Annotated in this window: 10 protein-coding genes; 6 read left to right on the top strand and 4 right to left on the bottom strand. The window is 60.3% G+C overall.

Annotated elements, in window-relative coordinates; genetic code table 11:
- Positions 1-128 precede the first annotated feature (128 nt).
- On the top strand, positions 129-1,412 hold the full coding sequence (locus QMX98_RS27215; protein WP_083375010.1) for an FAD-binding oxidoreductase: 1,284 nt from the start codon (positions 129-131) through the stop codon (positions 1,410-1,412).
- Positions 1,413-1,506: 94 nt separating this feature from the next.
- Here QMX98_RS27215 and trxB read toward each other — a convergent pair whose 3' ends face one another.
- Positions 1,507-2,469 (bottom strand): thioredoxin-disulfide reductase, encoded by a 963-nt coding sequence (trxB, locus tag QMX98_RS27210; protein ID WP_010463259.1) that lies wholly within the window; start codon positions 2,467-2,469, stop codon positions 1,507-1,509.
- A 314-nt stretch (positions 2,470-2,783) separates the two neighbouring features.
- Here trxB and cysZ point away from each other — a divergent pair, with 314 nt between their 5' ends.
- Both cysZ and QMX98_RS27200 read left to right on the top strand, forming a co-directional pair.
- On the top strand, positions 2,784-3,536 hold the full coding sequence (gene cysZ / locus QMX98_RS27205; protein WP_010463261.1) for a sulfate transporter CysZ: 753 nt from the start codon (positions 2,784-2,786) through the stop codon (positions 3,534-3,536).
- A gap of 40 nt (positions 3,537-3,576) precedes the next feature.
- On the top strand, positions 3,577-4,776 hold the full coding sequence (locus QMX98_RS27200) for a glycosyltransferase family 1 protein (protein ID WP_077747434.1): 1,200 nt from the start codon (positions 3,577-3,579) through the stop codon (positions 4,774-4,776).
- A gap of 116 nt (positions 4,777-4,892) precedes the next feature.
- Here the strand turns inward: QMX98_RS27200 and QMX98_RS27195 are convergent, their stop codons facing one another.
- The 3 genes from QMX98_RS27195 to QMX98_RS27185 all read right to left on the bottom strand — a co-directional run bounded on the left by QMX98_RS27195 (position 4,893) and on the right by QMX98_RS27185 (position 7,275).
- Entirely contained in the window at positions 4,893-5,996 is a 1,104-nt protein-coding gene (locus QMX98_RS27195) for an NADH:flavin oxidoreductase (RefSeq protein ID WP_010463266.1), read from the bottom strand.
- A gap of 187 nt (positions 5,997-6,183) precedes the next feature.
- The gene (locus QMX98_RS27190; RefSeq protein WP_010463268.1) at positions 6,184-6,666 is read right to left on the bottom strand and encodes a glutathione peroxidase; all 483 of its coding nucleotides are present in this window, start codon (positions 6,664-6,666) and stop codon (positions 6,184-6,186) included.
- Positions 6,667-6,789: 123 nt separating this feature from the next.
- Complete coding sequence (locus QMX98_RS27185; RefSeq protein ID WP_010463269.1) at positions 6,790-7,275, bottom strand: peptidylprolyl isomerase; 486 nt, start codon at positions 7,273-7,275, stop codon at positions 6,790-6,792.
- Here QMX98_RS27185 and QMX98_RS27180 point away from each other — a divergent pair.
- From QMX98_RS27180 to QMX98_RS27170, 3 genes are read left to right on the top strand one after another with little or no spacing between them, the layout of a single operon-like run.
- Positions 7,244-7,582 (top strand): DUF3565 domain-containing protein, encoded by a 339-nt coding sequence (locus tag QMX98_RS27180; RefSeq protein WP_042932938.1) that lies wholly within the window; start codon positions 7,244-7,246, stop codon positions 7,580-7,582. The genes QMX98_RS27185 and QMX98_RS27180 overlap by 32 nt on opposite strands.
- A 60-nt stretch (positions 7,583-7,642) precedes the next feature.
- The gene (pta, locus tag QMX98_RS27175; RefSeq protein WP_010463273.1) at positions 7,643-9,742 is read left to right on the top strand and encodes a phosphate acetyltransferase; all 2,100 of its coding nucleotides are present in this window, start codon (positions 7,643-7,645) and stop codon (positions 9,740-9,742) included.
- The gene (locus tag QMX98_RS27170; RefSeq protein ID WP_077747431.1) at positions 9,743-10,645 is read left to right on the top strand and encodes an acyltransferase; all 903 of its coding nucleotides are present in this window, start codon (positions 9,743-9,745) and stop codon (positions 10,643-10,645) included.
- The last annotated feature ends 125 nt before the right edge of the window (positions 10,646-10,770 follow it).

Genomic DNA, 10,770 nt, shown 5'->3' with positions numbered 1-10,770 from the left:
GAGCCTGCTCGCGATGAGGCCATCAAATTCAGCATTAATGTTGAATGTTCGACCGCCATCGCGAGCAGGCTCGCTCCCACGAAGGCCAGCCCTCGCTTGAATGTCCGGCAACTTATCAAGGATCGACCATGTCCTTCCCCAACACCTGGTATTCCCAAACCTCGCTGCCCCGTGCGGCCAGGCCCGAATTGAACACCGACGAAACCTGCGACGTCTGCATCATCGGTGCCGGCATCGCCGGCCTCACCGCCGCCCTCGAACTGATCCGGCGCGGCAAGCGTGTGATCATCCTCGAAGCCCATCAGGTCGCGTGGGGAGCCTCCGGCCGCAATGGCGGCGTGGTCTCGCCGGGCTGGGCCGAAGGGTCTGGAGCGATCCGCAAAAAACTGGGACTGGAAAACGCCAGAACGCTGTTCCAGATGTCGGTTGAAGGGGTAGAGATTGTCCGCCGCAACATCGCCGAACTGGCCCTCACCGGCTGCAATCCGTCCGCCGGCACAATCCGGGTCAAGCGCTACGACGACAGCGCCAGCGTGAAAAACCACATCGACACAATGCGCCGCGACTTCGCTTACGAACTCAACTTCCTCGACACCGCCCAGGTCCGCGAACGGGCGCACACCCAACGTTATTTCCAGGGTGTGGAGGATCCGAACGCTCTGCATTTCCACCCGTTGAATTATTGCCTGGGCCTGGCCCTTGCCATTGAAGCGGCGGGCAGTCGCATTTTCGAACACTCCAAAATGCTCACCTGGCGTCGCGAAGGGGCCGACAAGATTGTCCAGACCGCTCACGGCAGCGTGCGCTGTCAGGACCTGGTGTTCTGCGCCGGCGGTTACGGCGGGCCGGAGCTGCAAAAGCTCAGCCGCGCCTACCTGCCGATTGCCACCTACGTGGTGCTGACCGAACACCTGGGCGATTCGATCAAAAGCGTTCTCGAGTCAGGCGCCGCGTTTTCCGATGACCGTCGCGCCTCGGACTATTACCGCATTGTCGAAGGCGATCGCCTGTTGTGGGGCGGACGTATCACGACCCGTCACGAACAGAATGAAAAAGCCCTGGCGGCCATGCTCAAGGCCGACATGGTGTCGGTGTATCCGCAACTGGCGCCGGTCAGGATCGAATTGGCCTGGTCCGGTCTGATGGGGTATTCCACCAACAAAATGCCCAACCTGGGATGGCTGGAACCAGGTGTCTGGGCGTGCACTTCATTTGGCGGTCATGGACTGAATACCGGTTCGATTGGCGGCAGGGTGATTGCTGAAGCGGTGTGCGGGGAAACTGCTCGGCATGAACTGTTCAAGCCGTACTTGCTGGACTGGAACGGTGGGCCGTTCGGGCGCGTTGCCGCCAATGCGATCTATCAATCGCTGAAGGTCATGGACTTCGTCCAGGAACGGTTTCGCGGTTGACCAACACAATCCTCGCTCCTGCCGGGGTCTGGTGAACGCTTTTGCTGTGGGCACAAAAAAACCGGCCGAAGCCGGTTTTTTCATTTCAACGATTTCAGAACTTGGCGTTCTGCAGATCATCGAGGTAACGCTCGGCATCCAGTGCCGCCATGCAACCGGCGCCGGCCGAGGTGATGGCCTGACGGTAAACGTGGTCAGCCACGTCACCGGCAGCGAAGATGCCTTCGACGCTGGTGGCCGTTGCGTTGCCGTCGCGGCCGCCCTGCACAACCATGTAGCCGTCTTTCAACGTCAGCTGGCCTTCGAACAGCGAAGTGTTCGGGGTGTGGCCGATGGCGATGAACACGCCGTCGACTTTCAGCTCGTCGAAGCTGCCGTCGTTGTTCTTCAGGCGGGCACCGGTGACGCCCATGTTGTCGCCCAGGACTTCGTCCAGGTTCGCGTTCAGCTTCAGGATGATCTTGCCTTCGGCAACGCGGGCATTGAGCTTGTCGATCAGGATCTTCTCGGCGCGGAAAGTTTCGCGACGGTGGACCAGGGTCACGGTGCTGGCGATGTTGGCCAGGTACAGCGCTTCTTCAACAGCGGTGTTGCCGCCGCCGACCACAGCCACTGGCTTGTTGCGGTAGAAGAAACCGTCGCAGGTTGCGCAGGCCGATACGCCTTTGCCCATGAACGCTTCTTCCGAAGGCAGGCCGAGGTAACGGGCGCTGGCGCCGGTGGCGATGATCAGGGCGTCGCAGGTGTAAGTCGCGCTGTCGCCGATCAGGGTGTACGGCTTGGCAGCGAAGTCCACGGCATTGATGTGATCGAAAACGATCTCGGTTTCAAAACGCTCGGCGTGCTCTTTCATGCGGTCCATCAGCGCCGGGCCGGTCAGGCCGTGGACGTCGCCCGGCCAGTTGTCGACTTCGGTGGTGGTGGTCAGTTGACCGCCGGCCTGCATGCCGGTGATCAGCAGTGGCTTGAGATTGGCACGGGCGGCATAGACCGCGGCACTGTAACCGGCAGGGCCGGAACCGAGAATAATCACTCGCGAATGACGGACTTCAGACATGACCTGCTCCTGTTGACCGGCCCGGAACACCTGGCGCGGAACGCCGGGTTGCCGGCGGGAATAAAAAAGGACCGTTGAAAGCCTTGGGGAAGGCTCGGGTTCGACAGTCCTGTAAAAAGAATGGGTGCAGCGTATCGAGGGGGCGAAGATTAAGGAAATACGGTTTAACAATCCAGCTCATAGGCGGTCTCTATCCGGTCACGATGGATTTATAGGCGCCTTTGTTACAGTTAATGTCGATGTCGCTGCCGCGCTTTCGCCTGTCAGGCAAAGCCGGTAAGGTCGGCGCGTTTACCCTTTGCTCGGAGCACGTTATGCCCGCCCCCGTTCTGTCCGGCCCGCAATACCTGCGCGAAGGTCTCAAATTGGTCTTGAGTCCCAGCCTGCGTTTGTTCGTATTGTTGCCCTTGGTGATCAACCTCGTGCTGTTCGTCGGATTGATCTACCTGGCCAGCCATCAATTCAGCCTGTGGGTCGATACGCTGATGCCGTCCCTGCCCGACTGGCTGAGTTTTCTCAGTTACGTCCTCTGGCCGATTTTTGTCGTGCTGGTGGTTCTGATGGTGTTTTTCACCTTCACCATGCTCGCCAACGTCATCGCCGCGCCGTTCAACGGCTTCCTGGCGGAGAAGGTCGAAGTGGTGGTGCGTGGCACCGATGACTTCCCGGCGTTCAGTTGGGGTGAACTGGTCGCCATGATCCCGCGCACTCTGTCCCGGGAAATGCGCAAACTCGGCTACTTCCTGCCGCGGGCAATCGGGTTGTTCATTCTCTCGTTCATCCCCGTGGTCAACATCATCGCCGCGCCGCTGTGGCTGCTGTTCGGGGTGTGGATGATGGCGATCCAGTACATCGACTACCCGGCGGACAACCACAAACTGGGCTGGAACGAAATGCTCGCCTGGCTGCGCGAGAAGCGCTGGCAGAGCATGAGTTTTGGCGGGATCGTGTACCTGGTGTTGCTGATTCCGGTGGTCAACATCCTGATGATGCCGGCGGCTGTGGCCGGTGCGACGCTGTTCTGGGTGCGTGAGCGCGGCGCAGAGAATCTGGTGACCCAACGCTGACACCGTCACAAATCCATCATCGAAACGCCACAATGACGACATGCCCCCAGCCGACACTGGGGTCATGACGACAGCTCTGCATATCACCCTCATCACCGAAACCTTCCCACCGGAAATCAACGGCGTGGCCAATACCCTCGGCCGCTTGTGCGATGGCTTGCGCGCGCGCGGGCATCAGGTCGAACTGGTGCGGCCGCGTCAGGGCTGCGATCTTCTGGCGGCCAGCAGCGATGAGTTGCTGCTGTGTCGCGGCTGGCCATTGCCGGGCTATCCGGGCTTGCAATGGGGTCAGTCGTCGATGCACAAGCTGCTGCGGCGCTGGAAACGTCATCGTCCGGACGTGCTCTACATCGCCACGGAAGGGCCGCTGGGATTGTCGGCGTTGCGAGCGGCGCGGCGTTTGGGGATTTCAGTGGTCAGCGGCTTTCACACCAATTTCCAGCAGTACTCCAATCAATACGGGCTCGGCTTGCTGTCGCGCTTGCTGACCCATTACCTGCGCTGGTTTCACAACCGTTCGACGTTGACTCTGGTGCCCAGCATCAGCCAGCGACTGGAACTGGAACGGCGTCATTTCGAACGTCTGGCGTTGTTGTCCCGAGGGGTCGACAGCCAATTGTTTCATCCGGTCAAACGCCTGCAATCTTTACGCGAACAGTGGGGACTCGCCGAGAAAGACATCGCGGTCATCCACGTCGGACGCCTGGCGCAGGAGAAAAACCTCGGCTTGCTCAAGCGCTGTTTTGACGGCCTGAAGGCCACTTATCCACAGCGCAAACTGAAATTGATCGTGGTCGGCGACGGGCCACAGCGAGGTTTTTTGGAGAAGGAGCTGCCTGACGCGATTTTCTGCGGCTCACAACGAGGCGAAGCGTTGGCCAGTCACTATGCGTCAGCGGACGTATTTCTGTTTCCGAGCCTGACCGAAACCTTCGGCAATGTGGTGCTTGAAGCGCTGGCCTCGGGATTGGGCGTGGTGGCCTACGATCAGGCGGCTGCGGCTCAACACATTCGCCATGGCTACAACGGCGTGTTGGCGATGCCGGGGGACGAAGAGGCGTTCTGCGATGCTGCGACGTGGTTGCTGGAGGAGCGCGAAACCTTGCGTTGCGTGCGGCTCAATGCGCGCCAGCATGCGAGTCGTCAGGGCTGGGCGGCGATTATCGAGCAGTTCGAGGGGCAGTTGCGGGGGGCTTGTGTGGGGGAGTTGGCGGTGCCTGAGGCACAGACCTTATCCTGACCGGTGGGTGACATTGAATCCGTCTTCGCAAGCGGGCTCGCTCCCACAAAGGTTCTGCGTCATGCACAAAACCTGTGGGAGCGAGCCGCTCGCGAAGAGGCCCTTCCAGTCGCTGCTTAAACCAGGGTCATCAACGCCTCACGGCTGAACGGCAGGATGTCTTCCTCACGACCATCACGCACTTTCTGCGCCCAGTCCGGGTCGACCAGCAGCGCACGCCCTACCGCTACCAGATCGAACTCGTCGTTGTTCAAGCGCTCCAGCAGTTTTTCCAGGCTGGCCGGCTGCGCGATCTTGTCAGTGTTGACCATGAACTGCAGGAACTCGCCATCCAGGCCAACGCTGCCCACTGTGATGGTCGGCTTGCCTGTGAGCTTGCGGGTCCAGCCGGCCAGGTTCAGCTCGGAACCGTCGAACTCCGGCTCCCAGAACCGACGCGTCGAGCAGTGGAAAATGTCCACGCCGGCGTCGGACAGCGGCTTGAGGAATTCCCCCAGCGCCTCCGGTGTTTGCACCAGGCGCGCGGTGTAATCCTGCTGCTTCCACTGCGAGAAACGGAAGATGATCGGGAAGCCTTCGCCGACGGCTGCACGCACAGCCTGAATCAATTCGATGGCAAAACGCGAACGGTTGGCCAGGCTGCCGCCGTATTCGTCGGTGCGCTGGTTGCTGCCTTCCCAGAAAAACTGGTCCACGAGGTAACCGTGGGCGCCGTGGATTTCCACGCCGTCCATGCCAATGCTTTGGGCGTCTTTAGCGGCTTGGGCGAACGCGGCGATCACGTCCTGGATATCTTGTTTAGTCATGCCGTGAACCACGACCTGACCGTCCTTCAATTTCTCCGACGGACCGTAACCCGGCACGCTGGCATCCGGCTCGGTGCCGATGCGGCGCACGCTGCCCACATGCCATAACTGCGGAACGATCTTGCCGCCCTCGGCGTGGACTGCGTCGACCACTTTCTTCCAGCCGGCCAGCGCGGCCTCACCGTAGAAATGCGGCACGTTCGGGTAGCCGTTGGAGGCCTTGTGCCCGACGGTGGTGCCTTCGGTGATGATCAGGCCGACGCCGGCAGCGGCGCGACGACGGTAGTACTCGATCACTTTGGAATTGGGTACGCCGCCCGGGGAGAAGGAGCGGGTCATCGGTGCCATGACGACGCGGGTCGGCAGTTCGAGGCTGCCGAGGTGGAACGGTTTGAACAGGGCTTTGACGGGCATGGGACGCTCCACGGGGCAAATGACTTTATGACGGCGATAATATGGAGAGTCGCAAACCTTGAACAGCACTATTGATTTGGGTGATTAAGATCCAAAAGCAAAAGATCGCAGCCTCCGACAGCTCCTACAGGGGAAGGTGAACACCCGTAAGGCTGCCGAAGACTGCGATCTTTTGATGTTTCTTTATTTAGCTCAGCGCTTTTTCAATCGCATGGATGACCGTCGGATCATCCGGCGCAGTGCGCGGCGAGAACCGCGCCAGCACTCGGCCGTCCTTGCCCAGCAGGAATTTTTCGAAGTTCCAGGTGATGTCCCCCGGAAACTCCGCACCCTCGCCCGCGAGCAAACGGTACAGCTGATGACGATCATGACCGTTGACTTCCAGCTTGCTGGACAAAGGAAAGGTCACGCCATAGTTGAGGCTGCAGAATTCCTGGATCTCTTGCTCGGTACCCGGTTCCTGCCCGGCAAACTGGTTGCACGGCAGGCCCAGCACGCTGAAGCCTTTGTCCTTGTATTGCTGGTAGAGGTTTTCCAGCGCCGCGTATTGTGGGGTCAAGCCACATTTGGAAGCGACGTTGACCACAAGCACGACGTGCCCCTTGAGGGGTGCCAGCGGTAGCTCCTGTCCATCCAGGGCTGTCAATTTAAGGTCGTGAAAAGCACTCATGACGAACTCCAGATTCCCGTGTTCTACTCGAAACAGCCACTTGGCGATGTCGCCAGGGACAGCCGCGGACTAAAAAGGCGCCCCTCGGGCGCCTCTCCAGTTCTCTGAGCTTAGCGCAGAAAATCAGTGGTGATGGCCACCTTCGCCATGGACGTGACCATGAGCGACTTCTTCCTGGCTGGCGTCACGGATGGCGATGATCTTGACCTGGAAATTCAGGCGCTGACCGGCCAACGGGTGGTTGCCGTCGACGGTGACATCGTCGCCGTCCAGATCGCGGATGGTAACGATCTGCATCTGGCCGTCCGGCGCGGAAGCGTGGAACTGCATGCCCACTTCCAGTTCGTCGACGCCTTCGAACATGCTGCGGCTCAGGGTGCTGACCAGTTCGGCAGCATATTCGCCGTAGGCATCTTCAGGTTCAACGGCTACGGTCAGCTCGTCGCCGACTGCTTTGCCTTCCAGTGCCTTTTCCAGGCCCGGGATGATGTTACCTGCGCCTTGCAGGTAGACCAGCGGCGCGCCGCCGGCGGAGCTGTCGATGACCTCACCAGCGTCGTTGGTCAGGGTATAGTCGATGGAGACAGCCTTATTGGCGGCGATCAGCATGGGGCGAGACCTTTTGCATAAGAATGAAGAATGGCCAAGTTTAGCGAAGCAATCGCCCGAAAGCGAACACAACCCGGACAGACGGATGACGGCGAAGGGCTCGACGGTCACAGGCTTCCATCAAGATGAGGACGGGCACTGGGTGGCCGAGCTTTCCTGCGGTCACACCCAGCACCTGCGCCACCAGCCGCCGTGGCAATCTCGCGCCTGGGTCCTGGACCCCGCGCAACGTATTGAAAAAATAGGCCAGCCCTTTGATTGCGGTTGGTGCGCACAAGCCTCGGTTAGCGATAACCTTGGCGACTGAATTTCGGTAGATCGTCAGCTATAGATGATCGCCATTGCCATGCACCCTTAGAGAATCCGCATGCAAACTTTTTTTATCGCACCCACCGATTTTGGTGTGGGACTGACCTCCATCAGCCTCGGGCTGGTGCGCACCCTTGAGCGCGCCGGCCTCAAAGTCGGCTTTTTCAAACCGATCGCCCAGCCGCATCCGGGTGACACCGGCCCGGAACGCTCCACCGAACTGGTGGCGCGCACCCACGGTTTGAAACCGCCGCAGCCACTCGGTCTGGCTCACGTCGAGCGCATGCTTGGCGACGGTCAGCTGGATGAGCTGCTCGAAGAAATCATCACCCTTTATCAGCAAGCGGCCGTCGGCAAGGACGTGCTGATCGTCGAAGGCATGGTCCCGACCCGCAGTGCCAGTTACGCCGCGCGGGTGAATCTGCACTTGGCGAAAAGCCTCGACGCCGAAGTGATCCTGGTCTCGGCACCGGAAAACGAAGTGCTGACCGAACTGTCTGGCCGAGTGGAATTGCAGGCGCAATTGTTCGGAGGCCCCAAAGATCCGAAAGTCCTCGGCGTGATCCTCAACAAGGTCAAGACCGACGAAAGCATGGAGGCGTTCGCTTCGCGCTTGAAGGAACATTCGCCGTTGCTGCGCAGCGGTGATTTTCGCCTGCTCGGCTGCATTCCTTTCCAGCCGGAATTGAACGCGCCGCGCACCCGCGACGTCGCCGACCTGATGGGCGCGCAGATTCTCAATGCCGGCGATTATGAAACCCGGCGCATGACCAAAATCATCATCTGCGCCCGCACCATGCGCAACACTGTGGAGCTGCTCAAGCCCGGCGTGCTGGTGGTGACCCCCGGCGATCGCGACGACATCATCCTCGCCGTCAGCCTCGCCGCCATGAATGGCGTGCCGCTGGCCGGCCTGTTGCTGACCAGCGACACCCTGCCCGATCCGCGCATCATGGACCTGTGCCGTGGCGCATTGCAGGCGGGCTTGCCGGTGTTGTCGGTGAGCACCGGCTCCTACGACACCGCCAACCAGTTGAACGGTCTGAACAAGGAAATCCCGATCGACGACCGCGAGCGTGCGGAGATCATCACCGACTTCGTTGCCAGTCACCTGGATGCCAACTGGCTGCACCAGCGTTGCGGCACTCCGCGCGAAATGCGCCTGTCGCCCGCGGTGTTCCGTTATCAGCTGATCCAGCGTGCCCAGGCCGCCAACAAGCGCATCGTCCTGCCCGAAGGCAGCGAGCCGCTGACCGTGCAAGCGGCGGCGATCTGTCAGGCGCGCGGCATCGCCCGTTGCGTGTTGCTGGCAAAACCGGAAGACGTCGAAGCCGTGGCCCGCGCCCAGGGCATCGAGCTGCCGCCGGGCCTGGAGATTCTCGACCCGGACCTGATTCGCGAGCGCTACGTCGAACCGATGGTTGCGCTGCGCAAAAGCAAAAGCCTCAACGCACCGATGGCCGAGCAACAACTGGAAGACACCGTGGTGATCGGCACCATGATGCTGGCGCTGGATGAAGTCGACGGTCTTGTCTCCGGGGTCATCCACTCCACCGCCAACACCATCCGCCCGGCCCTGCAGCTGATCAAGACGGCGCCGGGCTGCACGCTAGTGTCGTCGGTGTTCTTCATGCTGTTTCCCGAAGAAGTGCTGGTCTACGGCGACTGCGTGATGAACCCGCACCCGAGCGCCAGCGAACTGGCCGAGATCGCCCTGCAAAGCGCCGACTCGGCAGCCGCATTCGGCATCACCCCGCGCGTGGCGATGATCAGCTACTCCAGCGGTGAATCGGCCAGCGGCGAAGAAGTCGAAAAGGTTCGCGAAGCGACGCTGCTCGCCCACGAACAACAGAATTCGCTGCTGATCGACGGCCCGTTGCAATACGACGCCGCCGCCAACGAAACCGTGGCCCGGCAACTGGCGCCGAACAGTCAGGTCGCCGGGCGCGCCACGGTGTTCGTCTTCCCTGACCTGAACACAGGCAACACCACGCACAAAGCCGTACAGCGCAGTGCCGATTGCGTCAGCCTCGGGCCGATGCTGCAAGGCCTGCGCAAACCCGTGAACGACCTGCCGCGCGGCGCGCAAGTCGATGACATCGTGTACACCATCGCGCTGACCGCGATTCAAGCTGCCAACCGACCTTTGGATCTTTAAATGCTGGCTTTTCTACCTGCCGCCGTGCGCGGCGTGATTGCATCGTTGTTGCTGGCGTTAAATACCATTCTGCTGTGCTCGTTTCTGTTCTGCGTAGCGATCATCAAGGTGTTGCCCTTTGCCCTCACCCAGCGTTTCTCGCTCTGGTTGATGAGCCACACCCATGAAGCCTGGATCAGCAACAACAAGGCCTGGATGAACCTGGTCTGCCGCACCCGCTGGCACCTCAGTGGCCTGCAAGGGCTGGACTATAAGCACTCGTACCTGATCACCAGCAACCACCAGAGCTGGGTGGACATCATGGTGTTGCAGTACGTGCTCAACCGGCGCATCCAGCCGCTGAAATTCTTCCTCAAACAGGAACTGATCTGGGTGCCGGTGATTGGCCTGGCCTGGTGGGCGCTCGGTTTTCCGTTCATGAAGCGCTATTCCAAGGCCTACCTGGAAAAGCACCCGGAGAAGAAAGGCAAAGACCTGGAAACCACCCGCAAAACCTGCGACAAGTTCCGCCATAACCCGGTGGGGATTTTCAATTTCGTCGAAGGCACCCGGTTCACTGAAGGCAAGCATGCACAGCAGAAATCACCGTTCAAGTACCTGCTCAAGCCCAAGGCTGGCGGCATTGCGTTTGTGCTGGATGCGATGGGTGAACAGCTTGAGTCGATCGTCAACGTGACCATTCACTACCCGGCCGGGCGTCCCGGTTACTGGGATCTGCTGTGCGGGAATGTGAAGGATGTGGTGGTGCACTTTCAGGAACTGAAGATTCCGCCGCAGTTCATTGGTAAGAACTACGACCAGGATGGGGAGTATCGGTTGCAGTTTCAGGGCTGGATCAATCAGTTGTGGGAAGACAAGGATGCGTTGCTTGGGCAGATGCATCGGGAGTATCCGGCGAAGTAATCAGGCGCCTGTGCCGGCCTCTTCGCGGGCAAGCCTCGCTCCTACGGATTTGGGGTGATCGCAACCTATGACGCGACACAAACCCGTAGGAGCGAGGCTTTCCGCGAAGGCGTCCGAAAAGAAAA

Source organism: Pseudomonas sp. PS02303 (genome assembly GCF_029959925.1).
GTDB lineage: Bacteria > Pseudomonadota > Gammaproteobacteria > Pseudomonadales > Pseudomonadaceae > Aquipseudomonas > Aquipseudomonas mandelii.
The sequence above is the reverse complement of the archived record's forward strand: the minus strand, read 5'-3'. Positions and strand labels throughout refer to the sequence as shown.

Bases quoted from the DNA above. Each gene is read 5' to 3' on its own strand.
- QMX98_RS27215 (WP_083375010.1), top strand. From the start codon at position 129: ATGTCCTTCCCCAACACCTGGTATTCCCAAACCTCGCTGCCCCGTGCG.
- trxB (WP_010463259.1), bottom strand. From the start codon at position 2,469: ATGTCTGAAGTCCGTCATTCGCGAGTGATTATTCTCGGTTCCGGCCCT.
- cysZ (WP_010463261.1), top strand. From the start codon at position 2,784: ATGCCCGCCCCCGTTCTGTCCGGCCCGCAATACCTGCGCGAAGGTCTC.
- QMX98_RS27200 (WP_077747434.1), top strand. From the start codon at position 3,577: ATGCCCCCAGCCGACACTGGGGTCATGACGACAGCTCTGCATATCACC.
- QMX98_RS27195 (WP_010463266.1), bottom strand. From the start codon at position 5,996: ATGCCCGTCAAAGCCCTGTTCAAACCGTTCCACCTCGGCAGCCTCGAA.
- QMX98_RS27190 (WP_010463268.1), bottom strand. From the start codon at position 6,666: ATGAGTGCTTTTCACGACCTTAAATTGACAGCCCTGGATGGACAGGAG.
- QMX98_RS27180 (WP_042932938.1), top strand. From the start codon at position 7,244: ATGGAGACAGCCTTATTGGCGGCGATCAGCATGGGGCGAGACCTTTTG.
- QMX98_RS27185 (WP_010463269.1), bottom strand. From the start codon at position 7,275: ATGCTGATCGCCGCCAATAAGGCTGTCTCCATCGACTATACCCTGACC.
- pta (WP_010463273.1), top strand. From the start codon at position 7,643: ATGCAAACTTTTTTTATCGCACCCACCGATTTTGGTGTGGGACTGACC.
- QMX98_RS27170 (WP_077747431.1), top strand. From the start codon at position 9,743: ATGCTGGCTTTTCTACCTGCCGCCGTGCGCGGCGTGATTGCATCGTTG.